The sequence below is a fragment of the Microvirgula sp. AG722 genome (genome assembly GCF_003269145.1).
Taxonomy (GTDB): Bacteria; Pseudomonadota; Gammaproteobacteria; order Burkholderiales; family Aquaspirillaceae; genus Microvirgula; species Microvirgula aerodenitrificans.
Window position 1 is genome coordinate 168,140 of sequence record NZ_QLTJ01000004.1, and the last position, 25,338, is coordinate 193,477.

At 65.2% G+C, this 25,338-nt stretch carries 18 protein-coding genes; 10 read left to right on the forward strand and 8 right to left on the reverse strand.

Annotated elements, in window-relative coordinates; all coding sequences use genetic code 11:
- Window positions 1–617 precede the first annotated feature (617 nt).
- Window positions 618–1,487: a hypothetical protein gene (locus tag DFO50_RS08545; protein WP_107889618.1), complete on the forward strand. Its 870-nt coding sequence runs from the start codon at window positions 618–620 to the stop codon at window positions 1,485–1,487.
- Between the two features lie 275 nt (window positions 1,488–1,762).
- On the opposite strand, the gene DFO50_RS08550 is transcribed toward DFO50_RS08545, so the two are convergent.
- Complete coding sequence (locus DFO50_RS08550) at window positions 1,763–2,101, reverse strand: P-II family nitrogen regulator (protein WP_028499651.1); 339 nt, start codon at window positions 2,099–2,101, stop codon at window positions 1,763–1,765.
- 115 nt (window positions 2,102–2,216) lie between these two features.
- On the opposite strand from DFO50_RS08550, the gene purL reads away from it, so the two are divergent.
- Entirely contained in the window at window positions 2,217–6,179 is a 3,963-nt protein-coding gene (gene purL, locus DFO50_RS08555) for a phosphoribosylformylglycinamidine synthase (RefSeq protein ID WP_112692334.1), read from the forward strand.
- A gap of 3 nt (window positions 6,180–6,182) precedes the next feature.
- Here purL and DFO50_RS08560 read toward each other — a convergent pair whose 3' ends face one another.
- Window positions 6,183–7,196 carry an RHS repeat-associated core domain-containing protein gene (locus tag DFO50_RS08560; RefSeq protein ID WP_158537424.1) on the reverse strand — a complete coding sequence of 338 codons (1,014 nt, stop codon included), beginning with the start codon at window positions 7,194–7,196 and terminating at the stop codon, window positions 6,183–6,185.
- A gap of 156 nt (window positions 7,197–7,352) precedes the next feature.
- Between DFO50_RS08560 and DFO50_RS08565 the strand changes: the two genes are divergently transcribed.
- Complete coding sequence (locus DFO50_RS08565; RefSeq protein WP_112692335.1) at window positions 7,353–7,832, forward strand: AtaL-like protein; 480 nt, start codon at window positions 7,353–7,355, stop codon at window positions 7,830–7,832.
- Between the two features lie 4 nt (window positions 7,833–7,836).
- Here DFO50_RS08565 and DFO50_RS08570 read toward each other — a convergent pair whose 3' ends face one another.
- The 4 genes from DFO50_RS08570 to DFO50_RS08585 form a co-directional block, all read right to left on the reverse strand.
- Window positions 7,837–8,433, reverse strand: a complete 597-nt coding sequence (locus DFO50_RS08570; RefSeq protein ID WP_112692336.1) for an HD family hydrolase — start codon at window positions 8,431–8,433, stop codon at window positions 7,837–7,839.
- A gap of 90 nt (window positions 8,434–8,523) precedes the next feature.
- Window positions 8,524–9,855, reverse strand: a complete 1,332-nt coding sequence (gene brnQ / locus DFO50_RS08575; RefSeq protein ID WP_112692337.1) for a branched-chain amino acid transport system II carrier protein — start codon at window positions 9,853–9,855, stop codon at window positions 8,524–8,526.
- A gap of 272 nt (window positions 9,856–10,127) precedes the next feature.
- Window positions 10,128–11,276 (reverse strand): diguanylate cyclase, encoded by a 1,149-nt coding sequence (locus DFO50_RS08580; protein WP_028499646.1) that lies wholly within the window; start codon window positions 11,274–11,276, stop codon window positions 10,128–10,130.
- Window positions 11,277–11,317: 41 nt separating this feature from the next.
- Entirely contained in the window at window positions 11,318–13,672 is a 2,355-nt protein-coding gene (locus tag DFO50_RS08585; RefSeq protein WP_112692338.1) for a TonB-dependent receptor, read from the reverse strand.
- 182 nt (window positions 13,673–13,854) lie between these two features.
- Here DFO50_RS08585 and sbcD point away from each other — a divergent pair, with 182 nt between their 5' ends.
- The 5 genes from sbcD to DFO50_RS08610 all read left to right on the forward strand — a co-directional run bounded on the left by sbcD (window position 13,855) and on the right by DFO50_RS08610 (window position 21,655).
- Window positions 13,855–15,075, forward strand: a complete 1,221-nt coding sequence (gene sbcD, locus DFO50_RS08590) for an exonuclease subunit SbcD (RefSeq protein WP_112692339.1) — start codon at window positions 13,855–13,857, stop codon at window positions 15,073–15,075.
- Window positions 15,072–18,494, forward strand: coding sequence for an AAA family ATPase (locus DFO50_RS08595; RefSeq protein WP_112692340.1), 3,423 nt, complete (start codon window positions 15,072–15,074; stop codon window positions 18,492–18,494). Before sbcD ends, DFO50_RS08595 begins: the two co-directional genes overlap by 4 nt.
- 246 nt (window positions 18,495–18,740) lie before the next feature.
- On the forward strand, window positions 18,741–19,907 hold the full coding sequence (locus DFO50_RS08600) for a hypothetical protein (RefSeq protein ID WP_199489780.1): 1,167 nt from the start codon (window positions 18,741–18,743) through the stop codon (window positions 19,905–19,907).
- Window positions 19,898–20,962 carry a hypothetical protein gene (locus tag DFO50_RS08605; RefSeq protein ID WP_028499641.1) on the forward strand — a complete coding sequence of 355 codons (1,065 nt, stop codon included), beginning with the start codon at window positions 19,898–19,900 and terminating at the stop codon, window positions 20,960–20,962. The genes DFO50_RS08600 and DFO50_RS08605 overlap by 10 nt, the downstream gene beginning before the upstream one ends.
- A 54-nt stretch (window positions 20,963–21,016) precedes the next feature.
- Complete coding sequence (locus DFO50_RS08610) at window positions 21,017–21,655, forward strand: hypothetical protein (RefSeq protein WP_107889625.1); 639 nt, start codon at window positions 21,017–21,019, stop codon at window positions 21,653–21,655.
- A 35-nt stretch (window positions 21,656–21,690) separates the two neighbouring features.
- Here the strand turns inward: DFO50_RS08610 and DFO50_RS19980 are convergent, their stop codons facing one another.
- Window positions 21,691–22,185 carry a hypothetical protein gene (locus tag DFO50_RS19980; RefSeq protein ID WP_374755038.1) on the reverse strand — a complete coding sequence of 165 codons (495 nt, stop codon included), beginning with the start codon at window positions 22,183–22,185 and terminating at the stop codon, window positions 21,691–21,693.
- On the opposite strand from DFO50_RS19980, the gene DFO50_RS08615 reads away from it, so the two are divergent.
- On the forward strand, window positions 22,087–23,019 hold the full coding sequence (locus tag DFO50_RS08615) for a CsgG/HfaB family protein (RefSeq protein ID WP_373280392.1): 933 nt from the start codon (window positions 22,087–22,089) through the stop codon (window positions 23,017–23,019). The genes DFO50_RS19980 and DFO50_RS08615 overlap by 99 nt on opposite strands.
- A 267-nt stretch (window positions 23,020–23,286) precedes the next feature.
- On the opposite strand, the gene DFO50_RS08620 is transcribed toward DFO50_RS08615, so the two are convergent.
- Window positions 23,287–24,651: a tetratricopeptide repeat protein gene (locus DFO50_RS08620; RefSeq protein ID WP_112692342.1), complete on the reverse strand. Its 1,365-nt coding sequence runs from the start codon at window positions 24,649–24,651 to the stop codon at window positions 23,287–23,289.
- Between the two features lie 239 nt (window positions 24,652–24,890).
- Here DFO50_RS08620 and DFO50_RS08625 point away from each other — a divergent pair, with 239 nt between their 5' ends.
- A complete protein-coding gene (locus DFO50_RS08625) occupies window positions 24,891–25,184 on the forward strand; it encodes a hypothetical protein (RefSeq protein WP_169735651.1) in 294 nt (97 codons plus the stop codon).
- The last annotated feature ends 154 nt before the right edge of the window (window positions 25,185–25,338 follow it).

Below are 25,338 nucleotides of genomic sequence, written 5' to 3' on the forward strand. Positions count from 1 at the left end.
AACAGGCAGGCAAGGAAAAGGCTTCCGCTGGTTTCGTCATACGTGTAACGAGTTCGAAGCAAGGTTGGAGCGGGCGTGGCGGTGTCCGGAAACGTTTCCTGGAAAATATCTTCGGTCATCACTATTGCCCGGGTGCCTGCCAGTGTTTTGTACTGATAACGATGTGTTCTGTCTGGCAGATGGCTGGATGGGATGTCGGGTCGGAGAGTCAGACTTTTCAGGTGCCGGACAAAACCATCCGGATCTGCCGGACACAGTATGCTATCCCCGCTGCTTTCGCCTGAGGCAGGATAGTAAACGTATTCATGCTCAATGCCGTCTTCTCCCTTCATTCTGGTGAGATTGGCATAGTCGTCGTACTCGAAAGTCCGGGTTGTGGTTCTTTTGAGCGATCCTGCCGTCGGGCTCAGTGTGCTGTAAGTATGCTTTTCCACCGTGGGCAACATATAGGTGGAAACCTGATCGTCTATTTTCCCTGTCGTGACCAGCTGATAGTCGTACTGAAAACCCTGCGCCTGTGTGTTATCTGCAGGGGTGATTTTCTTGTCAAGGGGAATATCGTTGGCCAGCAGGTAAAATTTGTCATACCGTCGCTGAGTGGTTTTTGACGTGCCAATGTGCTCGACGGTCCCGAAAGTGAAGCGGTATGGCAGGCTTTCCAGGTTATCCATTTTCTCGGCCCAGCTGGTCACGGCTGGGTAACCAAGGTAATTGCTGACGAAATAGGTGTAGCTGGTCGTCAGGTATTCATTGACGCCATTTTTTGTTTTGACATACTGTTGTATCGATTTGACGGCATGGACCTCTCCCGGCATGCCGGGAGGTGTGGCCAGTTTTCCATAGACGATATCATCGCTCTGGAAGAAATTAACCATCGCGCTGTAGTGCGATATCAGCAAGTAACTGGTATTGGTGCTGGTATAGGTGAACAGGTAAAGGTCGCTGTCTGTACTGCCGTTACGGCTGGAGACTTTCTCCAGGAAGGGGCAGGAGGGATTGGATTTGTTCAGCAAAAAGGCAAAAACGCCGCGCGGGGTCGTGACGCAATGGGCATCGCCATCCCAGCGGGTCGACAGCAAGGTGGTCTGCTTGTCGTCGGTCAGCGTGAAAGTCTGGTCACTGTGCCAGGCAAGGGACAGGGTGCGCAGGTCCGGTGTCGTAATCAGGCTGGTCCGGTTATTGCTGAGCGTTTCCCTGCGGCCATCCTTGTGAATCACGATATAGCCACCGGGCGATGCCGGGTCTTTCGTCACCCTGAACGTATTGCTGCGCTTGTACTGCAACTGGATATCGTCCTCCCCGCTCTCATCCAGGATGCGATACCGGCTGCCATCCGCCAGGACCAGTATCTTGTCGCTGCCCGAAACCTCAATCCGGGGCAGGGTCAGTTCCCAGCCGGTACCGAAGCCATCATCGAGATTGCTGAACGGGTTGAACCGTATCGCCAGGTCAAGGGCGGGGCCCTGCAGGTAATTGCCAACCACTGAGGCGACAGGAAGGGTACGGAGATACATGCCGGTCCGTGGCTCGACGCCGTTGACGGACCAGTCGATGAGATTGAATACATTGGATTCGAACAGCATGGCATGTTTCCCGGGATCGTTGCGATCAGGGGGTGCAGGTGCTTGCTGTCGTGGAAAAGGATGACCTGCAGCCCGGATTCAGTATGTTTCCGGCGAGCTGGCAAATCCAGTGTCTCCACCGGTCAGGCCGATGGATGGTGATCGGGCCCGGCAGCGGGCGCTGCCGGGCTTGCTGCGTATCAGACCGCGCTTTCGCCGGTTTCGCCGGTGCGGATGCGGACCACCTGTTCGACCGGGAACACGAAGATCTTGCCATCGCCGATCTTGCCGGTGCGGGCAGCGTTGGTGATCGACTCGATCGCGCGGTCGACCAGATCGTCGGCCAGCACCAGTTCGATCTTCACCTTCGGCAGGAAGTCGACGACGTACTCGGCGCCACGGTACAGCTCGGTGTGGCCCTTCTGGCGACCGAACCCCTTGACCTCGGTGACCGTCAGGCCGTTGACGCCGAGCTCGGACAGGGACTCGCGGACCTCGTCGAGCTTGAACGGTTTGATAATGGCCTCGATCTTCTTCACGGTATTCTCCTGATTTTGATGGGCATCAACCCATAGTGGATGTTGCCCAGTTCATGGGGGCAGCGTTAATACTGTATCATGCACGGCTTGATTTCATTACGATGCGAGTGTCGCAATGCCCGTCATTTCCAAGCTCCGAGGCGGTTCCGCCTTGTCCTCGTTCCGCAGCGAAAAGCTGGAACGTTCGGCCGCAGAAGCCGGTCTCCCCGGCCTGTCCGTGCGGGCCGAGTTCTGGCATTTCATTGAGAGCGATACCGAGCTTAGCGCCGAAGAACTGGCTACGCTGGATCGCCTGCTGACCTATGGTGAATCCGCACTGGACGACGCGCCCGCCGGTGACCTGTTCCTGGTGCTGCCCCGTCTGGGTACCGTATCGCCATGGTCGTCCAAGGCGACCGACATTGCCAGCCATTGCGGTCTGGCCCAGGTCCGCCGCCTTGAGCGCGGGGTGGCCTGGTACGTCGAGGCCGGCCATCCGCTGGATGCCGCGCAGCGCGCGACGCTGTCCGCACTGCTGGCCGACCGCATGACCGAACAGGTCTGGGACGACTTTGCCGCCGCCGACCGCCTGTTCGAACATGTCGCGCCCCGTCCGCTGGCCCACGTCGACGTGCTGACCGGCGGCCGCGCCGCCCTGGAGGCCGCAAACCGGGAAATGGGTCTGGCGCTGTCGGTCGACGAGATTGATTACTTGTTCGACAATTTCAGTGCCATGCAGCGCAACCCGACCGACGTCGAACTGATGATGTTCGCGCAGGCGAACAGCGAGCATTGCCGGCACAAGATCTTCAACGCCGATTTCATTATCGACGGCGAAGCGCAGGCCAGGAGCCTGTTCCGCATGATCCGCGATACCCACGATGCCCATCCGCAGGGCACGCTGGTCGCGTACAAGGACAATTCGTCGGTGATCGAGGGTGGTTTCATCGACCGCTTCTATCCGGTCGCCGGCCACTACGGCTACGCGTACAACACCGAGCCGACCCATATCCTGATGAAGGTCGAGACCCACAACCACCCGACGGCGATCTCGCCGTTCCCGGGGGCGGCGACCGGCTCCGGCGGGGAAATCCGCGACGAAGGTGCCACCGGTCGCGGCTCGCGCCCGAAGGCCGGCCTGACCGGTTTCACCACCTCGAACCTGAACATTCCCGGTTTTGTCCAGCCGTGGGAAATCCACTCCGATACCGCCAGTGAATACGGCCGCCCGGCACGCATCGCCAGCGCGCTGCAGATCATGCTCGACGGTCCGATCGGTGGCGCGGCGTTCAACAATGAATTCGGCCGCCCGAACCTGACCGGTTATTTCCGTACCTTCGAACAGACCTTCGAGGGCGAAGTGCGCGGCTATCACAAGCCGATCATGATTGCCGGCGGCCTGGGCAATATCCAGGGCCGTCATGTCGAGAAGGACGGGCTGCCAGAAGGCGCGCTGCTGATCGTGCTCGGTGGTCCGGGCTTCCTGATCGGCCTGGGCGGCGGGGCGGCATCGTCGATGGACACCGGCTCGAACGTGGCCGACCTGGACTTCGATTCGGTCCAGCGCGGCAATCCGGAAATCGAGCGCCGTGCGCAGGAGGTCATCGACCGCTGCTGGCAGATGGGCGAACAGAACCCGATCCTGTCGATTCACGACGTCGGTGCCGGTGGCCTGTCCAACGCGCTGCCGGAGCTGATCAACGACGCCGGCCGTGGCGGTCTGATCGAGCTGCGCCGGGTGCTGATCGAAGAGACCGGCATGTCGCCGAAGGAAATCTGGTGCAACGAATCGCAGGAGCGCTATGTGCTCGCGGTGGCACCGGAATCGATGGCGGTATTCCGCGACCTGGCCGACCGCGAGCGCTGCCCGTTCGCGGTAGTCGGCACGGCGACGGCCAAGCGCCAGCTGCAGGTGCTCGACAGTCTGTTCGGCAACAGCGCGGTCGACATGCCGCTCGACGTGCTGCTCGGCAAGCCGCCGCGCATGACGCGCGACGTGCAACGGATCGAGCGTCCGTTCCGCGTGTTCGACGCCTCGCGTTACGAACTGAAGGAAACCGCCTACCGCGTGCTGCGGCTGCCGGCGGTGGCCTGCAAGAATTTCCTGATCACCATCGGTGACCGTACCGTTGGCGGCATGACCGCGCGCGACCAGATGGTCGGTCGCTGGCAGGTGCCGGTCGCCGACGTGGCGGTGACTGCCATGGGCTTCAACAGCTATCGTGGCGAAGCGATGGCGATGGGCGAACGCACGCCGACCGCGCTGTTCAACCCGGCGGCCAGCGGCCGCCTGGCGGTGGCCGAGGCGATCACCAATATTGCCGCCACTTATATCGGCCAGGGCAATATCGGCAATATCAAGCTGTCGGCGAACTGGATGGCCGCGGCCGGTCATCCCGGCGAGGAAGCCGCGCTGTACGACACCGTCGATGCCGTGTCCAGACTGTGCCAGCGCATCGGCGTGTCGATCCCGGTCGGCAAGGACTCGCTGTCGATGAAGACGGTGTGGCAGGAGGATGGCGAGCAGAAGGCCGTGACCGCGCCGCTGTCGCTGGTGATTACCGCCTTCGCGCCGGTCGAGGACATCAAGCGCACGGTGACGCCGGCGCTGAATGCCGACGGCGATACCGACCTGATCCTGATCGACCTCGGTCATGGCCGTTGCGCGCTGGGCGGTTCGGCTTTCAGCCAGGTGTATCGCGACATGCTGGGCCGCGCGCCCGACCTCGACCAGCCGGGCGAACTGATTGCCCTGTTCGAGACGGTCCAGTCGCTGCTGCGCGACAAGCTGCTGACCGCCTACCATGACCGCTCCGACGGCGGCCTGTTCGCCACGCTGGCGGAAATGATGTTCGCCGGCCATGTCGGCGTCACCATCGACATCGACGAACTGGCGATCGAACGCAAGGTGACGCAGCGCGTCATCAATGACTTCACCCAGTCCGATCCGGGTCAGGCCGACCATGCACGCAATATGCGTGTGCTGTTCACCGAGGAAATCGGTGTCGTGCTGCAGGTGAAGAAGGCGCATACCTCGGAAGCCATTTCGCGCTTCACCCGCGCCGGTCTTGGCCGCGCGCTGTTCGTTATCGGCTCGACCAACAAGGCGGACAAGCTGATTGTCCGTCGCGGCGGCAAGCCGATCTTCGACGAGGCCCGCCACGATCTGTTCAAGGCCTGGAGCGAGACCAGCTGGCAGCTGCAGCGGCTGCGCGACAACCCGGCCTGCGCCGACAGCGAATATGCGCTGCTGGCCGACACCGCGGCCACGCGCCTCGATGCGCGGCTGTCGTTCGACGTCAATGACAACCCGGCCGCGCCGTTCATCGCCACCGGCAGCCGCCCGCGCATTGCCATCCTGCGCGAGCAGGGGGTCAACGGGCAGCTGGAAATGGCCGCCGCCTTTGATCGCGCCGGTTTTGCCGCCGTCGACGTTCACATGAGCGACATCATTGCCGGCCGCGTTTCGCTGCACGACTTCAAGGGGCTGGCCGCCTGCGGTGGCTTCAGCTATGGCGACGTGCTTGGTGCCGGTGAAGGCTGGGCCAAGTCCATCCTGTTCAATGCCCGGGCACGCGACGAGTTCGAGCACTTCTTTGCCCGCAATGACGTGTTTGCCCTTGGCGTGTGCAACGGCTGCCAGATGATGTCGAACCTGTCCGAAATCATCCCGGGTGCCGAGGCATGGCCGAAGTTCCACCGCAATGCGTCCGAACAGTTCGAGGCCCGCTTCAGCATGGTCGAGATCCAGGACAGCCCGTCGATCCTGCTGGCCGATATGGCCGGCAGCCGGCTGCCGGTGGTGGTCAGCCATGGTGAAGGCCGTGCGGTGTTCGCGCCGGGTGCACAGGACAAGGCCATCGTGTCGCTGCGCTATGTCGACGGCCGCGGCCTGGCGACCGAGCGCTATCCGCTGAACCCGAACGGCTCGCCGGCCGGCATCACCAGCGTGACCACGGAAGACGGTCGCTTCACCATCATGATGCCGCACCCGGAACGCGTGTTCCGTACGGTGCAGAACTCGTGGCATCCGGCCGACTGGGGCGAAAACGGCGCCTGGTTCCGCATGTTCGCCAATGCGCGGAAGTGGCTGGGCTGAGGTTCAGATGAAGGCCGTGGGGTTCCTCAGGAACACCAGCGGCCGCATCAGCATCGATCCTGCCTCGTTGAGCACGGCGGTCCTGGTGGCCGCCATGCCGACCTGCGGGGAGAACAGGGTGCGCTGCGTGCTGCCGCTGACGACTGTCCCCTGCGCCATGGAGTTGACCCGGCCGTAGTAGCCGATGGTATTCCGTCCGGTCAGATTGGCGATGCGCTGTGCCTGTGACGCATGGCGTCCGCCAACCGCGCTGTAGCAGGATGCCAGGCGCAATGGCTTGTCCGTGCGTTCCAGGCCGGCCTGCAGCAACTGACGGCCCAGTGTGCCGCCCGACACCGGCGAGCTGGTCTGGGTGGTGAACGGCGCGCCATGGGAATTGATGACGTCACAGTAATCGTCGGCCTGCAGCGTCATCTTGCCGATGCGGACATCGCCGGATGTCAGCGCGGCATTGCGCGAGGCGATGCGCCCGGTGGCCAGCAGTTTGCCGGCCGCAGTGGCGCCGACGGCGGTCAGTCCGGCACCGATCCCCATGCCGACAGATATCAGGCCGAGCAGGCGCGACAGTTCCGGATCCCGTTCCTCAAAGGCGGCGGACAGGATGCCGGTCAGGCCGCTGCCCACGCCGAGCAGCATTGAACTGGCCGCCATGACATAGGCCAGGCCGGCCAGCACACCGGCAGCCAGGCCGAAACTCAGGATGCTCAGGAAAATGTTCAGGGCGCCAAGCCACAGGACGTTCGTGGCCCACTCGCTGAGAAAGCCGCTCGGGTCGCTGTGATTGATCGGGTCGTTGCCGCAAAACCCATACGCATTGGTGCCGCCGGCCGAAAACGGGCTGAACGGGTCCATGGACAGGAAACTCTGCATGGTGGGCGCATAGCTGCGCACACCGTTGCCCAGGTGATACAGCTGGCTGCGTGGACCGATCCAGTCGAGGCGCTCGCCATGCATGCCGATCAGTGGACGCGCGTCCGTTAGCGGCCTGTTCTGAAGACGATAGGGGGCGGTGGACATGGTCATTCCCGCGGCAGTCTGGCATTCCCCCTGTATAGGCCAGCAGGGGACCGGGCCGGCAAACGGGCGACCGGTGGCGAAGGGCCCTTGTCCCGCAGGGGTTTGCCACCATCTTCAGCAGATTGATTTTTTGCGGCACTGCCGGATGGATGGAACATGCAGTACGAACACCTGATCGAAGTCAACGACCCGAACAACCCGATGCTGACGCAACTGACGCGCCAGCAGCTGTGGCGCGGGCTGATCCATCGCATCGAGGCACCGGGCGAGTTCCTGCCCGGCGTCGAGGCGGTCACCCTGGTCAGCCGCAGCGACGTGCACATCGAACGCGTCATGCAGCTGGGGGCGCTGAGCGTGCATGACCGCATCGACCTCGAACACGAGCAGCGGCTGCACTATCACACCCGCGCCGGCAGCAATCACCTGGGCGGCGAACTGGTGGTGACGATAGAGGAGCCGGACGAGGGGCACCTGTTCGTGCGCTTTCGCTACGACACGCCGGTGGCCGATCTGCCGGAAGATGGCGTCGACTACGTAGGCTATCTGAAGGCCGCCTATCGCAAGATGGATGCCGAGGCGATCGGTCTGATTCGCGAGCTGGCCGCAACGGACCGGCTGGACGGACCGGCCGCCTGAGCGATCAGCCGAAGAAACCGGCCGCGTCGGCCGAGTCCAGCTTGTCGCGCAGCCAGTCGGCGGCAAGCGGACAGCCGAGCGCGACCTGGGACACGGCGCGTGCCAGCACCTGTGCCTTGCTGACACCATTTTCGCGCCAGCTCTGGCCGCCGAGCGCCAGATTCAGCAGCACCGGCATCAGCCGGTCCATGGCATGGGCGAACCGCGCTTCCGGCGTGCGCTGATCCTCGAATTCCTGCCAGATGTCAAAGAAGGTCGCTGCCTGCGCGTCGGGCAGCAGACCGAAGATGCGCTGTACCGCCGTGCGCTCGGCCTGCTCGCGCTCGGCGCCATGGTGGTTGTCGCCGTACAGGATGGCATCGCCGGTGTCGATCTCGGCCAGATCGTGCAGCAGCAGCATCCTGATCACCTTGTCGGTATCGACCGGCTCGGTGGCATGCCGGGTCAGGGTCAGCGCCAGCAGCGCAACCTGCCAGCTGTGCTCGGCAGTATTCTCGTAGCGATCGAGCGTGACCGGCTTGTTCTTGCGCAGAACGGCCTTGAGCCGGTCGATCTCGATGATGAAGGCGAACTGTTGCTCAAGCTGGGAAAAATCTGACATGGCGGCGCTGACTGAAAGCGGAAACCGCCGATTTTACCGGCTGCCGGCGCAACAGGGCAGCGCCCCGTGCGCGGCAGGCCGTTTCGGGCGTCAGCTGTCCTGCGCCACCGTCCGCTCGGCATGGCGCGGCACGAAGCGGTCGACCAGGGCGCAGCAGACCAGCACCGTCAGCGACGGCACCAGCCAGCTCATGCCTTCGCTGGCCAGCGGCAGGGCGGCGACCTGATCCAGTCCCCAGGCTTCCAGACCGGCGGCCTTGATGCCGTCGGCGATGCCGAACAGCAGGGCGATCGCCATGGTCGGCGCGACCACCAGTCGCGGCGAGCGCCACTTCGACTCGACAAAGCTGAGCAGGATCATGACGATGCACGGCGGGTAGACGGCGGTCAGCACCGGCAGCGATACCCGCAGCAGCGCATCCAGACCCATATTCGATACCAGCAGCGAGAACAGGGCGGTGGTGATGGCGATCTTGTTGTATGACACGCCGAGCAGTTCGCTGAAGAATTCGCTGAAGGCGGTGATCAGGCCGACGGCCGTGACCAGGCAGGCAATGCCGATCAGCACGGCGAGGAAGGTGCTGCCGCCGGTGCCGAAGGTGTGCTGGACATAGGCGTGCAGCAGCGCGGCGCCGTTGCTGGCGTCGCTGGCGATGCCATGGCTGGTGTTGCCGAGCTGGAACAGACTCAGGTAGACCAGCACCAGACCGGTGCCGGCGATCAGGCCGGCAATCACGGTGTAGCGGGCAATCGAGCGGGTCGAGGTGATGCCGCGCGAGCGGATGGCGTTGGCGATGACCAGGCCGAACATCAGCGCGCCCAGCGTGTCCATGGTCTGGTAGCCGGCAACCATGCCCTGGGACAGGGCGCTGTCCTGATAGCTGGCGGCGACCGGGCCGACGGTGCCGGCCGGCCACAGACAGGCGGCGACGCCAAGGATGGCCAGGGCAGCGATCTTCAGCGGCGCCAGGCACTTGCCGACGCTGTCGAGCAGGCGACCCGGCTTCAGCGAGATCAGCAGGACCAGCACGAAATAGATGATCGAGAACAGCAGCAGGTGCAGGTCGCTGTGGCCGAGTGCCGGCGCGATTCCGGCCTCATAGGTGACCACGGCCGTGCGCGGAACGGCGAACAGCGGACCGATGGCGAGGTAGCAGACTACCGCCAGCACCATGCCGGCGGTGCGGCCCAGCGGCAGGGTCAGCCGGCCCAGTCCGCCGCCAGCGCGGGCCATGGCGACCACGGTGGCGATCGGCAGGCCGACGGCGGTGATCAGGAAGCCGGCGGCGGCAGGCCAGACCTGGCTGCCGGACTCGAAACCGACCATCGGCGGGAAGATGATGTTGCCTGCACCCACAAAAAGGGCAAAGGTCATGAAGCCCAGGGCAATGATGTCCTGGACGGAAAGGGTTTCGCGATTCATAGACGACGGCACGCTGCGGAAAATGAAAAAACCGTCCGTCGGCCGGAGGGCGCGAGGGAACGGGTCCATGCAAGAAGAAATTCTGTCCGACAAGCAGTCAATCCGTGGATTGCACGGAAATGAGGGCTAATGCTGGGAATCTGGTCATGCGCAGCGAACCGTTTTGCAATTCGCATAAATGCCAGTGAAAAATGTGAGTAAATACTATGCTCTAGCCGCGCAAATCGCAATATGAGTTGCTGCTCATGCACCGCTGCGGTGCCGGATTTTTCTCAGGCGGGCTGCAAAACGGTGCGGTTGCGACCGGCATGCTTGGCTGCGTACAGCAGGCTGTCGGCACGGGCGAGGCTGTCGGCCAGCGTTTCGTACGGATGGCAGGTCACCACGCCGAAGCTGGCCGTGATCTGCCGTGATGCCGGCACCAGCGGAAAAGTGCTCTGGGCAAACTCGGCGCGCAGGCGCTCGGCAAAGCCCAGCCCGCCGTCCAGATCGGTGTTGGCGAGCAGAATGGCGAATTCCTCGCCGCCGATGCGACCGGCGGCATCGTCCGGCCGCAGCCGGTGCCGTACCAGCGTACCGAAGGTCTCCAGCACGGCGTCGCCGGCGGCATGGCCGAACGCATCGTTGACCCGCTTGAAGTGGTCGATGTCACAGATAATGACGCAGACCGGGTGAAAGCCGGGGTCCCGCAGACGATGGGTGGCCTGGCTGTCGAAGCCGCGGCGGTTCAGCAGGCGCGTCAGCACATCCTGGTCGCGTTCGCGGCTCAGCAGCTCGATCCGGTCCAGCATCATCGCCGTCAGCAGGGTCAGCGCCAGCAGCACGCTGAAAATCAGCAATGACATCTGCAGCGTGAGCCAGAACGGCGAATGGCCGTACTGGTCCGGCAGCGGCGACAGCGGCTTCAGCGCCAGCAGCATGCGCGGGATGAAGCCGAGCGCGAAAGCCAGAAACACCCAGAACACCGCCCGGTCGATCCGTCGCCGCCGCGATGCCGGATACAGCTGCAGCGCGGTCAGCAGGAACAGAATGAAGAAGCCGAAGTTGTGCAGGCGGACGCGCCGGGTCAGATCCGGCGTGACATAGCACAGCACATAGGTGGCGCCGACCATCCCCGCCAGCATCAGGATGGCCAGTGGCAGCGGCAGATGCCGGCCCGCACGGCGCAGGGCCCCGTCGGCCAGCAGCAGGGCGCTGAGCGTGTACAGCGTGACCGACAGCATGGCGTTCAGCGACAGATCGCCCGGCACCGCCAGGATCTGCATGGACATGCCGCCGGCGAACAGCGCATAGCTGCCGGCCAGGTGCAGCAGATGGCGTTCGCTGCGCGAGGTGTGCCAGGCGAACAGGAAACCGCTGGCGAACAGCAAGGCGATGCCGGGGGCGCCGAGCATCAGGATCTGCAGAGTGGATAACGTCAAGATCAGCAGCCCGGGAGTGGGGACATGATGTTGGTCATGGTTCAGAAATCGTAGCGTACGGTGGCGCCCAGCGTGCGCGGCGTACCGACCGACGCGGTGTATGCCCCGTTGGCTGTGGCGGCGACGGCCGGGAAGTAGCGCTTGTCGAGCACATTACGTGCCCAGAGTGAGAGACTCCATAGCGAAGCGCCATGCCCGAGGCGCCAGCCGGTGGCCAGGTCGAGCAGGCCATAGGCCGGGATGCGCGAATAGACCGAACCGTCCAGTGTCCCGTCCTGACCCGAGCGCCATGCATAGGCCGCGCTCAGGTAGTGCTGCACATCCGCCGACCAGCGGTACCGGTATTCCCCTGACAGATTGACGATCCAGCGCGGCGCGCCGGCGACCTGGCGACCGCTCAGGCTGCAGACCGCGTTCGGATACGGGATGTTGACCTCGGCCGGGCATGGGGCATTGTCGTAGCGGCGGTAGCGGGCATCGTTCAGCGACGCGTTCAGCGTCAGCGTCAGTCCGCGCAGCGGCAGTAGCTGCAGGTCCAGCTCGGCGCCGCGGGTGCGGACATCGCCGGCATTGGTCAGCACCTGCACATAGGCGCCGCTCAGACTCCTGACCGGTACCAGCGTCGTGGTCTGGTAGCCGTGGACTTCGGCCCAGAACAGATTGGCGTTCAGCAGCACGCGGTGGTCCCACAGCGTGCTTTTCAGGCCGAGGTCGAGATTGTTGACCCGTTCCGGTCCGACCAGCAGCGAGTCCGGGCCCAGCGGTCCCGGCGCCGTGCCGGGGCCGGTCAGATTGACGCCGCCGGACTTCTCGCCGTGCGACAGCGTGATGTAGCCGAGCAGGTCAGGGCGCAGCCGGTAGCTGGCGTTCAGCAGCGCGGACGGACTCCACTGCTCCAGCCGCAGGGTGCCGCTGTCGTAGGCACCGAGCAGGCCCGGCTGGTTGCGGATCGGCGCCAGCAGGGCGGAACCGCCGACCGGGCTGTCGCGGGTGACGCGTGCCTCCTTCAGCTCATAACTGGCGCGCAGGCCGGCGCTCAGGTCGAACCGGTCGTTGACATGCCAGGTGCCCTGGCCGAACAGCGCATAACTGCTGGTGTCCTGCTGGCCGGGGTTTTCGCTTCTCACACTGGCGAGCAGGCCGGTCGGCGCGCCCTGCAGGAAAATGTCGGCGGCGGGGCCGAACGACAGCGACAGCCGGTTGCGCAGCCGCTGCTGCATGTAGAACGCACCGACCACATAGTCGAACCGGCCTCCGGCCGGCGAGGCCAGCCGCAGTTCCTGTGACAACTGGCGGTTGCGTACCGTCACCCCGTTGTCGAGCACCTTGACGTTCAGCTCGTCGGTGGCGACCGGGTCATAGTTCCAGAAGCGGCCGGCAGTGATCGAGGTCAGCCGGAAACCGCTGTCGAACAGCCAGTTGGCCTCGGCCGACAGTCCGCCCTGTTCGACCTCGATGCGCGGTGTTTCATCAATATTGGTCTGATAGCGCGTCGGGTCGCTGACGATGCCGGTGGCGCCGGCCGCGATCGCCCGGCGCAGCGCAAGGCCGGGGCCGAGACTGTAGATGACCTGGGTGCCGGAACTGGATTTCTCCGCGTTGTAGTCGGCAATCAGCCGCAGGCTGAAACTGTCATCGGGGGTGAACAGCATCTGGGCGCGCACGCCGTCACGGTGGCCGCCGTTGAGCCGGTCGCCGTTGTACAGATTGGTCACCGTGCCGGCGTCCTGCGAGCGATAGACCACGATCCGTCCCGCCACCTCATCGGTCAGCGGCCCGGACAGCATGGCGCGGGCCTGGACCCGGCCGTGCTGGCCGGCCGACATCTCCAGACTGCGCTCCGGGGTGAAATCCGGCCGGCGGGTGCTGATGTTCAGTACGCCGGCCGTGGTGTTCTTGCCGAACAGCGTGCCCTGGGGGCCGCGCATCAGCTCGATCTGTTCGATATCGAGCAGATCGAAGACCGCCATGCCCGGGCGGCTCAGGTACACATTGTCCAGATAGAGGCCGGTACTGCCCTCCAGTCCGTCATTGGCCGGGTTGTTGCCCAGCCCGCGTACCGCAATGCTGGTCTGGCGCGGATTGATAAAGGCGACACTGGTGCTGGGCAGGAGCTGCTGGATATCCTCGATCCGGTCGATGCGCCGGGCCTCCAGCGTGGCGCCGTCGACCACGCTGACCGGCGCCGGCACTTCCTGCGCCAGTTCCTCGCGCCGTCGCGCACTCACTGTCAGCGGCGTCAGCGACGGCGTATCGGCACCGGTTGCGGCGTGGCCGGCCGCCGCGGGCGGCGCCGGCTCGGCATGCAGCGGGGAGGACAGCAGGGCGGTCAGGGCCAGCGGCACAAGCGGGTGGCAGCGCGGTGAGGACAAGCGTGCAGGCAATCTGCGTTTCATGCGATTCGTCAATTCTGGTGGGGGTCGGCACGTACCGGTACATGGCATTGGCGATACAGCGGATAATGCCGGCCTGCCGTGGCCGGCGACAGGATATAAGCAATTGATTTTTTGGTCGACGGTCATATTGATTTGTCACGTTTTTGCCGACCTGCCGCGAGACAGTATTTTTTCAGGCTGACATGAAAATTCTTCACACTTCCGACTGGCACCTTGGCCAGCACTTCATGGGCAAGACACGCCAGGCCGAGCATCTGGCTTTTATCGACTGGCTGATTGGCCAGGTCGATGCACAGCAGGTTGATGCCGTCATCGTGGCCGGCGACCTGTTCGATACCGGCGCGCCGCCAAGCTATGCACGCGAGCTGTACAACCACTTTGTGGTCGAATTGTCGACAACCGGCGCGCAGCTGGTGCTGCTGGGCGGGAACCACGATTCGGTGGCGACGCTGAGCGAGAGCCGGACCTTGCTGGCGCGGCTGAACGCGCACGTAATCCCCTGTGCCGGCGGGCTGCCGGAAGCCCAGGTGCTGTTGCTGCCGCAGCGCAATGGCGAGGCGGGGGCGCTGCTGTGCGCGGTGCCGTTCATCCGCCCGCGCGACGTGCTGCAAAGCCAGGCCGGGCAGAGTGCCGAAGACAAGCAGCTGTCGCTGCAGGATGCCATCCGCCGCCACTACCATGCACTGCATGCGCAGGCCTGCCGGCTGCGCGAGGCGCGCGGCGACGCGCTGCCGATCATCGCTACCGGCCACCTGACCACGGTCGGCGCCAGCGCCAGCGAGTCGGTACGGGAAATCTACGTCGGTTCGCTGGATGCCTTCCCGACCAGCGCGTTTCCGCCGGCCGACTACATTGCCCTTGGCCATATCCACCGGCCGCAGAAAGTCGGCGGGCTTGAACATGTCCGCTACAGCGGTTCGCCGATCCCGCTCGGCTTCGACGAGGCCGGGCAGGGCAAGGAAGTGCTGCTGGTCGAACTGGACGGCAGCGGCCTGCGCGCGGTGACGCCGCTGCCGGTGCCGCGCTTCCAGGCCCTGCTCAGCGTGGCCGGTTCGCTGGCCGAACTCGGTGACGCCATCCGCGACGCGTCGACTCACGGCGACGCCGAACGGCCTGTCTGGCTGGAAGTCCGGGTGCGGGAGGACGACTACCTGTCCGATCTGCAGACCCGCATCGACGCGCTGACCGATGGCCTGCCGGTCGAGGTGCTGCGCATTCGCCGTGAACGCGACCGCGCCGCCGTCGCGCTGACCGGCGAAGCCAGCGAAACCCTGGACGAACTGACGCCGGACGACGTGTTCGCCCGCCGGCTGCAGGGCGAAACCCTGAGTGATGAACTGAAAAACCGGCTTGAGCGGCGCTACCGCGAGATCGTCGCCGGGTTGCGGGAGGACGCCGCATGAAGATCCTGACCCTGCGGCTGAAGAACCTGAACTCGCTGAAGGGCGAATGGTTCATCGACTTCAGTGCCGAGCCGTTCCGCGACAACGGCCTGTTCGCCATTACCGGACCGACCGGCGCCGGCAAGACCACACTGCTCGATGCGCTGTGCCTGGCGCTGTATCACAAGACGCCGCGTCTCGACACCGTGTCGGCCGGCAGCAATGAACTGATGACCCGGCATACCGCCGACTGCCTGGCCGAGGTCGAATTCGAGGTCAAGGGTGCCCGCTATCGCGCATTCTGGAGCCAGCGCCGCTCGCGCGACCGCGCCGACGGGGCGCTGCAGTCGCCACGGGTGGAGCTGGCCGATGGCGACGGCACCATCCTGACCACGCATATCAATGACAAGCTCAAGCGGATCGAAGCCATTACCGGACTGGACTTCGGCCGCTTCACCAAGTCGATGCTGCTGGCGCAGGGCGGCTTTGCCGCGTTCCTGAACGCCAGTGCCAACGAACGCGCCGAGCTGCTGGAAGAACTGACCGGTACCGACATCTACGGGCAGATTTCGCAGCGGGTGTTCGAGCGGACCCGTGACGCCCGGCTGGCGCTGGAGCAGCTGCGTGCGCGTGCCGACGGTGTCGACCTGCTCGGTGACGAGGCCCGCGCCGCGCTGCAGGCCGAAACCGCAGCGCTGGGCGAACGTGACACGGCGCTGGCGGCCGAAGCGGCGACGGTGCAGGCGCACTGGCAATGGTGCGCCGACCTGGTCCAGGCCGAACAGGCCCGGGATGCCGCTGCCGCGCGTCGTCAGGCTGCGGAAGCTGCCTGGCGTGATGCTGGCGCCGACCTGGCACGACTGGCGGCAGCCGGGCCGGCCGACGCATTGCGGCCGCTGGCGGCCGCGCTGGCCCAGGCCGAAGCCGCGCGGCAGCGTACCCGCGATGATCTGGCGGCCCTGGCCGGCCAGCGTGAGGACAGCGAACGGCAACGGCTCGACCTGCATGGCCGGGCGCGGTCGCGGGCAGCGCAGCTCGCCGCTGCCGAACGCGAGCGGCTGGAGACCATTACGCAGCAGCGGCAGGCGCTGGAGCAGACGCTGGCCGCCCATCCGCAGCATGCGCGGCTGGGCGAGCAACTGGGCGGCTGGCGCGGTCAGTTCGCCGCGCTGGCCCGGCTGCAGACGGAACACGACCGGCTGCAGACCGCACGGGACGAACTGGCTGCGCGGCAGCAGGCGCTGGCGCAGGACATCGAGCGCCAGCAGGCGCAGTGCGCGCAGGCCGGTCTGGCGCTGACGGCTGCCCGCGATGCCGACGCCCGGGCCGGGGCGCATCGCCTTGCCGTACTGGCCGGCAAGGATGCCGCCATGCTGCGCGCCGACTGGCAGCGGCAGCAACAGGGCGTGCATGCGCTCGAACAGCTGACAGCCACTGCGGCACAGCGGCGCAAGCTGGCCGCGCAGCAACGGCAATGGCAGGAGCAGCAGACGCAACTGCAGCAGGAACACCGGCAGCTCGACGACGAACGCCGCGCACTGCGGCTGGCGTACAAGAATGTGCAGGAGCAGATCACGGACAAGGAAGCGCTGCTGGAGCAGGAACAGCGCATCCAGAGTCTGGAAGCACTGCGTACCGGCCTGCGTCCCGGAGACGCCTGCCCGCTGTGCGGGGCGCATGAACACCCGGCCATTGCCGCCTATCACGCCATCGATCCGTCGCAGACCCGGCTGACCCTGGCGCAGAAGCGCACCGAACTTGAAGCGCTGCGCGAACGCGGGCAGGCGCTGACCGGACGCATCAGCCGGCTGGCGACACAGCTGGAACAGCTGGAGATCCAGCAGGCGCAGGCCGTGCGTGATGCCGATGCACTGGCCGCCGGCTGGCAGGCCGCTGCCGCGGCATGGGAACTGGGCGACGACGACTGGCTGGATGCGGCCGCGCTGCAGGCCCGCAGCCAGCGGCAGCAGGACGCGCTGACTGCCGCCGCCGCCGCCGTCAGCGAACTCGACCGTGCCGAGGCCGCCCTGACCGCCGCGCGCCAGGACTGTCATCGCCAGGCGCAGGCACTGGCCGGCTTGCAGCAGCAGTTGGCACTGTCGCAGCAGGCGCTGGCCGCCGGTGACAAGCAGGATGACGAATTGCGGCAACAACTGGCCGGGTGCCGTCAGGAAGCGGAGGCCCAGCAGGCTGCACTGGCGGAAACGCTGGCCGGCTTCGGCCACGCGCTGCCGGCCGACAGTGCGGCATGGCTGGCCGGTCGCGAGGCCGAATGGGCGCAGTGGCAGCAGGGGCAGGAACGCCTGCAGGCGCTGAAAGACGCACTGTTGCGGCAACAGCCGCTGGCGGAGGCGGCTGCCCGGCAGGCGCAGGACTGGCAGCAGCGCTGGCACGCCCTCGGCATGGGCGAGGCCGTCCCGCTGCCTGAGGTGGCCGATCCGGCTGCCGATCTGGCCCGCTGCGTGGCCGGTATCGACGACGCACAGCAGACGCTGGCGCAATTGCATGGCCGGCAGCAGCAGCTGGACGCCGACCTGATTGCCCACCAGCGGCAGGTCGCCGGCGCCGATACCGGCTGGCGACTGGCGCTGGCGGCCAGCCCGTTCGACGATGCCGCCGCCTTCCGCGCGGCGCTGCTGGACGATGACCAGCGCCAGCGCCTGCAGGACATCAAGTCGCGGCTGGAGCAGGAGCGGCTGGAAGCCGACACCCTGCTGCAGGCCGCGCAGCAGGCGCTCGACGCGCTGAACGCCGCGTCGCCGACAGCACTGACCCGCGAGGCGCTGGAACAGCAACTGGCCGGGCTGGCCGAACAGCGCCGCGCCGTCGCGCAGCGGCAGGGGGAGATTCGCGCACTGCTGGCAGCAGACGACGAACGCCGGACCAGCCAGCAGGCGCTGCTGGCGCAGATCGACGCCCAGGCCGACGACGTCGACCTGTGGCAGCGACTGGATGGCCTGATCGGCTCGGCCCGCGGCGACAAGTACCGCAAGTTTGCCCAGGGGCTGACGCTGGACCACCTGGTTCATCTGGCCAACCGGCAACTGTTGCGGCTGCACGGTCGCTACCAGTTGCGGCGCCGGCACGGTGGCGAGCTGGAGCTGGAGATAGTCGATACCTGGCAGGGCGATGTGGCCCGCGATACGCGCACGCTGTCCGGTGGCGAGAGTTTTCTGGTCAGCCTGGCGCTGGCGCTGGCGCTGTCCGATCTGGTCAGCCACAAGACCTCGATCGATTCGCTGTTCCTCGACGAGGGCTTCGGCACGCTGGATGGCGAGACGCTGGAGATCGCGCTGGATGCGCTCGACAGCCTGAATGCGAGCGGCAAGATGATCGGCGTCATCAGCCATGTCGAGGCGATGAAGGAACGCATTCCGGTGCAGATCCGCATCGGCAAGGGCAATGGCGTCGGCGTGTCGACCCTCAGCATCAGCCAGTGAATCCGGGCTGCGCCCCCCGCCCGCGTCGCAGAGGCTGCGCGGGCGGGGGCCATGCTGGACATCATTCAATTGCGATAAAAATCCGGGCGAAAATAATGACATTCATGTATATTATCGCGATGGAAAATTAACAATAGCCGTTTCAGCATATTGTCATTGTTGCTGATCTGATGTCACTGACGTCGACCGGCAACAGCCCGGGGCTCCGGACTGCGTGTCCGGTATTGCCACCTGGGTTCCCATTCCGTGATCAAGAAAATCCTGTCGAGTTGCTCGGTCGTGGTCCTGCTCTGTCTGGCCACCACAGCCTCCGCCGCTACTGTCACCTTTGCCGGCATTGCCTATTCCGGCGACAGCAAATCCATTCCGCAGCGCTTTCCGCACAGCCTGAAGCTGGAGAAATCCCGGACGGCTGCTGGCCTGACGCTGAACGCGCAATTGTCGTCGGCGCTGGCCAGCAGCAAGCCGGCGCACTTTGAACTGAACCAGACCGGCCTGACCTCGCTGAAAGGCCAGGACCAGGCCATCGTCGTCGCACTGCTGATCACCGGGGAAACGGTATCAGCGGAACGCTTCGGCTCAGTGGCGAAACTGCTGACCCAGGTTCGCGCCCAGGCGATGTTCTTCGACTTCAAGACCATGTCGGTGCTGCGCGCCTATCCGTTCAGTTTCACCCACCTCGACGTGATCGACCACATGCCGGGCAATGCCGAAATGCAGGCGCGCTTCAGCACGCTGTACTACGGCGACCAGGGCAAGCCGGGCATCCTGAACCGCTTTGTCGACATTGTCGGCGCGGCCACCATTCCCGAGCATGTGCCGCGCTATCTGCAGGTTGGCCAGGTCAAGCTGTCGGACGAGGCACGTGCCGTGCTGCCCGAGATGCTGACTCGCAACCCCGGTGACGCCGAGACCTGGCTGGCCGATCTGTTTGCGGAAAACCTGTCGAGCAAGACCGGCGTGCCACTGCTGCCGTACTCGAAGGGTTATGCAATTGGCAACGTGATGTCGATGCGCATCTCCGACGGCGAGGTGTTCATGCTCAAGCTGCCCGAGGCCGATTACACCATCGCGCTGGACGTGCCGCGCTTCCGCAAGATCAAGAGCGGCGAATCCGCTGCCGGTGCCAGCTACATCTATGGCGCCTACGCCCATGTCGACATCCAGGAGCCGGTATCCGGCAAGCATTACCTGAACGCCGATTTCAAGAACGGTGAAGTCAAGCTGGTGCCGGTGACGCAGAGCAGCGTCGACGACTTCCCCGCCTACCACGATGCCATCAAGGGGCTGTTTGCCAAGCTTTCCGACAACCTGGCCGGCAACAGGACCGACTGGCTGAGCTCGGCGACCGACACCTCGGGCATCAATAAACAGATCACTTCGACCCAGGAGCTTCTGAAATCATGCAAATGATTCGTTTCCTTCTCGTCAGCCTGATGTTGCTGACCGGAATCCAGGCCATGGCGGCCACGGCGACGGCCAAGGGCCAGGCCACTGTCAAATATGAAAGCTCGCTGTTCGGCCGCAAGGTCACCCCCGAGGTCAAGGCCCGCGCAGTGCTGCAGGCCCAGCTGCGGGCAGTGGAGAAGTACTACGCCGAAGCCGGCGACGCCCAGTCGCAGAACCTGGACGCCATCCGCGACAAGGTGCAGGCCGATCCGGAACGCTATGTGCTGGAAACCGCCATCCTCAGCGAGGAAGACCGTCCGGACATGGGCCAGTACACCGTGACCGTGCGCGCCACGCTGAACGTGTCGCAACTGAACAATGCGGTGAAGGCCGGCTCGGCCGTGGCGCAGAACGGCGGCGGGCAGAAGTCCAAGCTGACCTTCATCTTCGTGTCGCGTCAGACCGATACCGCGCAGAGCTTCGCCAACCGTGAATACGCGACCGCCGAGATCAAGGAACAGGGTCGCGCCACCCGCAATTCGGCCCAGTACCGGGCCTCGGTGGAAACCGGCGGCAGCACCACGCGCAAGGCAACCAGGAAGACCTACGCGATCTTCCCGAGCAACTATCTGAAAAGCGTGTTCAACGGCGTGTTCGCCGGTGCCGGCTACAAGGTGGTCGACGCTGCTTACCTGGAGCCGTACAGCAAGGGCAAGCTGAAGATCAAGGCAGTCGAAACCGACTTCAAGTCCGGCAACGACCTGCAACCGCAGACCGAACGTGACGTGGCCGCCGGTCTGCAGAACGCCCAGGTGCCGTACATCGCCTACGGCACGCTGGATGTGCGCCTGCCCGACACCGATCCGGCCACCGGCATGTACCGGGTGTCGGTCGCTGCCACCGGCAAGCTGCTGGACGCCAGCGACACCATCCCGGAAACCCGCGCCGAAGTCGGCCCGATCCAGGTCGCCGGCCTCGGCCCGACCGAGGAAGAAGCCCAGGTCAACGCGCTGAAAAAAGCCGCCGACACCGTGGCGCGCGAGCTGCTGAGCCAGATGACCAACGCCGGCCTCCGCTGAAACACCGAATTCATCAAATAGTTTTACCCGACCTTACTCAGGAGTGATTCGAGCATGCGCAAATCCCTTATCGTCCTCGCCGTGGCCACTGCTGCCCTGGCCCCGCTCAGCCACGCCGGCATGTTCGACGCCGTCAAGGGCGCTGCCAGCCTCGGCGGCAGCAGCAACAGCGGTGGCGACCTGATCGGCCAGCAGACCAGGCTGGTCGAGCTGTACGTTGCCGCCAACAAGGAAGTGCTGATGGCCCAGTCGAAGATGGCCCTGGCACTCGGCGCGAAGGATGCCGCCGCCCTGGCCAAGGCCGAAGCCGATGCGCTGACCTCGGGTGCGACCAAGGACAACCTGGCCAAGGCCGACTCGGTGCAGAGCAAGGTTGCCAAGGCAATCAGCGAAGGCCAGCAGGCACAGGGCGTGACCCTGGACGCGCAGGCCAAGAAGACCTACGCCGAAGGCATGGGCTCGCTGGGTCTGGGCCTGCTGAAGTATGCCGGCATGGCCAAGCAGTTCGACGGCTTCAAGTCGGCACTGAGCAGCGCATCGCCGATGGACCTGCCGAAGCTCAGCTCGGGTTCGTACATCATCACCAGCTTCCCGGGCAACAGCAAGAATCTGTACAACACCCTGAACCAGGCTATCAGCTTCGCCAAGAGCAATGACATCCCGGTGCCCAAGGATGCCACCAAGGCACTGTAATCACTGCGAATGACAGGGGAGGCTGAATGAAATTGCTACGCGTGATCGGTGCCAGCAGCCTGATGCTGGGTCTGCTGGCCTGCTCGCCGAAAGAGGAGGCCGCCGACAAGGCGACCGCCTCCCCGTCTGCCCAGGGCAGCGCGGCGCAGCCGATGCCGGATGCCGGCAAGGTGGGCAGTGTGACCACCACCGCCACCGGCCTGGGCGCAAGCCCGGCCGAAGCGGTCGAGGAAGCGCTGAAACTGGCGATCCGCCAGGTCAACGGCGTGTCGATGGACATGAGCTCGGAGCAGGTCAAGGCCGTGCTCAGCGTGGCCAGCGGCAAGGATGCCGAGCAGCTCAGCGCGCACGCGTTCGCCGAGTACGTCAGCCAGCAGTCCGGCGGCGTGGTGACCGGCTTCAAGCTGGTCAAGCTCGAGGAGCCCGGCCTGATGGGCAAGAGCTACAGCGCGCAGATCGAGGCGACCATCGCCAGGTTCACCGCGCCGGCAAGCAGCAACCGCCTGCGCATCGTGGTCGGCCCGGTGCATGTCGACAGCGCGTCGTTCCAGGTGGCCGGCCAGCCGGTGCCGTCGGCCAGGGTCGCGAGTGAAGTCCGTCAGCAGATCCTCAACGCGCTGACCAATACCGGTCGCTTTACCGTGCTCGAACGCGATCTGACCGACGACGTGCAGCAGGAACTGGAAATGATCGGTTCCGGGCAGACGCCGTCGGCGGAGCGCTCGAAGATGAGCCAGGCCATCAGCGCCGATCTGGTCTGGACCGGTCAGCTGAACGCGTTCTCCTATGGCAAGGACTCGGGCAACTGGGCCCTGTCGCAGCGGGTGATCAACGTCGCCAGCCGCCAGGTGCAGCTGTCCAGCATGCTGAAGGGCGATGTCGGCCGGCTGAACGCCAGCGGCGCCGATCCGGTTCGCCAGAGCATGGAAAGCCAGATGGTCGAACGGGTGGTCAGCGCCATCCTGGTGCGGACCTTCCCGATTACCGTCGCCTCGCGCGAAGGCAACCGGGTAATCCTCAGCCAGGGCGGCCAGTCGGTGCGCGAAGGCGCCCGCTATGCGCTGGTCTCGCTGGGCCAGGAGATCAAGGACCCGCAGACCGGGCAATCACTGGGCCGGACCGAGTATGACTGCTGCGAAGTGGTGATCGACAAGGTCACACCGACCATGTCGCAGGGCCATCTGGAAAACGTGCGCATGCCGCTGGAACAGATCCCGCCCGGCGGGCTGCAACTGCGCGACCTGGCTCCGGAACCGAAGGCAGCCGCTGCTGCCGGGACCGGTAACGGCACGGAGAAGAAAGCCGTCGCGAAGAAGCCGCACAAGGCCGAAAACGTGTTTGCCGGCGACAAGGACAAGTGGTAATCCGCCAGCCGGATGGTCTTGCAGAACAGGAAAGAGCGCTTCGGCGCTCCCGGACTGCTGATAAAGGTGGGCACCGACGTTCACAGTGGCGTCGGTGCACGCCCGACTGACAGGATCGGTCGTGAACACGGCAGTCTGCCTGATTGAGTCCTGCCCCTTCCGTCCCCGCCGCCGCGGGGAAACCTCGCTTCGCTCGTCCGTTCTTCGCGGACGGGGTTTGTGGACAGTCTGAAAAGAGCGCTTCGGCGCTCTTTTTCCATTCAGCGCTCAACCCGCCACCCACTCCCGCAGCGCCTGCCCGACCCTTGCCATCACCGGTTCCCAGCCGCCCCCTGCCGGCTGGCGGAACAGGCGCAGGGTCGGGTACCACGGCGTGTCCGTGCGTTCGGTCAGCCAGCGCCAGTCGGTGCGGTAGTCCGGCAACAGCAGCCAGCACGGTTTGCCCAGCGCGCCGGCCAGGTGGGCGACGGCGGTGTCGACGCTGATCACCAGGTCCAGCGCCGACACCACGGCTGCGGTTTCGGCAAAGTCCTGCAGCTCGCCGCCAAGCGGCAGCAGCGGCAGCGGGGCGCCGGCGATCTCGTCTTCGCCACGGCCTTTCTGCAGGCTGACAAACTGGATGCCGGGCACAGAGGCCAGCGGCGCCAGCAGGGCGACGGACGGCAGCGAGCGGTCGGCGTCGTTCTCGAAGCCCGGGCTGCCTTTCCACACCAGACCGACGCGGCGTGCGGTGGTCGACAGCCGCCGTGACCAGACTTCGATGCCGGCCGGATCGGCAGCCAGATACGGAATGCGGGCCGGGATGCTGTCCAGGTCGGTCCGGCAATGCCGCGGCAGGCTGAGCGGCGGCGACCAGTAGTCCCAGCCGTTGCTCGGCAGCTCGCCGGTGATGGAAAACACCGCGTCGACGTCCTGCAGGCTGCGGAACAGGGTGGTCAGGCCGGGGTGGCAGATGATGGCGATGCGGCTGGCGCCCCGGGATTTCAGCACCGCGGCGTAGCGGCAGAGCTGGATCATGTCGCCGTGGCCGGCCTCGATGGTGATGACCAGTGACTTGCCGGTCAGTGCTTCGCCGCGCCAGCGCGGGAAGGTGAAATGCCGGTTCAGGTACTCGTACCAGTTGCGTGCCTCCAGACAGCGCCAGCCCTCGTCGAAGCGGCCCTGGCGCAGCAGGATGTAGCTGAGGTTGAAGCGCGCCTTGTCATAGCCGTCATCCAGTGCCAGTGCGATGCGATAGCACTGCTCGGCCTCGTCTTCCCGCTTCATGCAGGCCAGCAGCACGCCCAGATTCGACCATGCCGCCGGTTCGCCCGGTGCGATCTGCAGCGCCTGCCGGCCGATGGCTTCCGCCTCGGCAAAGCGCTTGCCGTCCAGCAGCAGGCTGCCCAGGTTCAGCGCGATCTGCAGGCAGTCGGGGCTGAGGGCGAGGGCGCGCCGGTAACGGGCTTCGGCCGCTGCCGCATCGCCGGCCCGCTCGTGCAGGTAGGCCAGGTTCGCATGCGCCTCGGCCAGCCCGGGGTCCTGCGCCAGCGCCAGCAGAAAGCTGCGCTCGGCCCCGGCATCGTCGCCTGCCTCCATCTGCTGGTTGCCGGTGTGGAACAGCGTTTCGGCCTGCTGGCGTGCGGTGGTCATGGCAAGGGGCGGGGATGGGAACGGCCCGTATCGTAGCAGGGTGGCGGGGGGCTGGCGGTTCTCCCGTTGCCGGTGGAATAAAAAAAGCAAACAAAAGATTGCTAAGTGAATAGTGGCTGCTATGAATATATGACAATTGATCTTTTCATCGTGTTTCATGCCGTGCACAGGTTGTTATCCTGCGACCGGTCAACCCTTGCCCCCGGAGAGCAGTGATGAGTATTCAGGCGAATGTGAACGTGAAATTCCAACTCGGGACGGACAGCTATGCGGTGGACCTGAAACTGCCGTCCAGCACGCCGACTGCCACCGCACCCTTCCTGTTCAATGTCGATTCGCTGAAACCGGATGGCACGGTGCTGGACAACCTGCTGGCGGTGGCCGTCGGCAGTTCGGCGGAAATCTATGTGGCGGTGGCGCCGCCGAAGTCGCTGCTGACCGAGGTGGCCGGCGATGTGGTGCAGCAACTGAACGTGGTGGTGTCGGAAGGCACGTACGATCCGAAGAGCCAGACTTTCAAGACCACACCCTGAGCGTCCGCTGCCGGTCCGGCGCCCGGACCGGGCCGCCCGGGCGTCTTGCCGGACGAGCGTCGGCGGTGGCCTCCGCTGCGACGGGGGCCGCCGGGACGGAATTCGAGCCGGCTGCCTGCCATTTACCGTGACTGCCCTCCCTATCCGATGCCAT

Excerpts from the sequence above, each read along its gene's own strand:
- DFO50_RS08570 (WP_112692336.1), bottom strand. The coding sequence starts at position 8,433 with ATGTCAGATTTTTCCCAGCTTGAGCAACAGTTCGCCTTCATCATCGAG.
- brnQ (WP_112692337.1), bottom strand. The coding sequence starts at position 9,855 with ATGAATCGCGAAACCCTTTCCGTCCAGGACATCATTGCCCTGGGCTTC.
- DFO50_RS08605 (WP_028499641.1), top strand. The coding sequence starts at position 19,898 with ATGCAAATGATTCGTTTCCTTCTCGTCAGCCTGATGTTGCTGACCGGA.
- DFO50_RS19980 (WP_374755038.1), bottom strand. The coding sequence starts at position 22,185 with ATGCACCGGGCCGACCACGATGCGCAGGCGGTTGCTGCTTGCCGGCGC.
- purL (WP_112692334.1), top strand. The coding sequence starts at position 2,217 with ATGCCCGTCATTTCCAAGCTCCGAGGCGGTTCCGCCTTGTCCTCGTTC.
- sbcD (WP_112692339.1), top strand. The coding sequence starts at position 13,855 with ATGAAAATTCTTCACACTTCCGACTGGCACCTTGGCCAGCACTTCATG.
- DFO50_RS08620 (WP_112692342.1), bottom strand. The coding sequence starts at position 24,651 with ATGACCACCGCACGCCAGCAGGCCGAAACGCTGTTCCACACCGGCAAC.
- DFO50_RS08610 (WP_107889625.1), top strand. The coding sequence starts at position 21,017 with ATGCGCAAATCCCTTATCGTCCTCGCCGTGGCCACTGCTGCCCTGGCC.
- DFO50_RS08565 (WP_112692335.1), top strand. The coding sequence starts at position 7,353 with ATGCAGTACGAACACCTGATCGAAGTCAACGACCCGAACAACCCGATG.
- DFO50_RS08595 (WP_112692340.1), top strand. The coding sequence starts at position 15,072 with ATGAAGATCCTGACCCTGCGGCTGAAGAACCTGAACTCGCTGAAGGGC.
- DFO50_RS08585 (WP_112692338.1), bottom strand. The coding sequence starts at position 13,672 with ATGAAACGCAGATTGCCTGCACGCTTGTCCTCACCGCGCTGCCACCCG.
- DFO50_RS08560 (WP_158537424.1), bottom strand. The coding sequence starts at position 7,196 with ATGTCCACCGCCCCCTATCGTCTTCAGAACAGGCCGCTAACGGACGCG.
- DFO50_RS08615 (WP_373280392.1), top strand. The coding sequence starts at position 22,087 with ATGGGCAAGAGCTACAGCGCGCAGATCGAGGCGACCATCGCCAGGTTC.